The organism is Halomonas sp. SIMBA_159 (genome assembly GCF_046536035.1).
Classification (GTDB): domain Bacteria; phylum Pseudomonadota; class Gammaproteobacteria; order Pseudomonadales; family Halomonadaceae; genus Vreelandella; species Vreelandella venusta_A.
Genome location: NZ_JAWJBT010001497.1, coordinates 1 through 240, shown reverse-complemented (window position 1 = coordinate 240; position 240 = coordinate 1). Strand labels below are relative to the sequence as shown.

Genomic DNA, 240 nt, shown 5'->3' with positions numbered 1-240 from the left:
CGTAAAGTCCTTCATTTTCCCAATTAGTATGTCTAAGGCCAATACAGTGTCCAAATTCATGAACCATGTTGTATGTTTTAGTACTTTCTGAAATGGTTTGATTATTGTAAAAATCTAAATTTATTGTGATGTATTGATATGCTTTCCCATTTGTTGAAGGGAATCCGGCAGCAGCTATTACATTAGTAGGCAATGAGCCGTAGTCACTTTTTATCGTAATGTCTGCAGGTTCGTAAACAC

1 protein-coding gene is annotated in these 240 nt (G+C 35.4%); it reads right to left on the bottom strand.

All coding sequences use genetic code 11. From position 1 onward, the window contains the following. The coding region (locus R0J87_RS24205) for a M57 family metalloprotease (RefSeq protein WP_498889592.1) at nt 1-240 on the bottom strand (240 nt) is incomplete at both ends.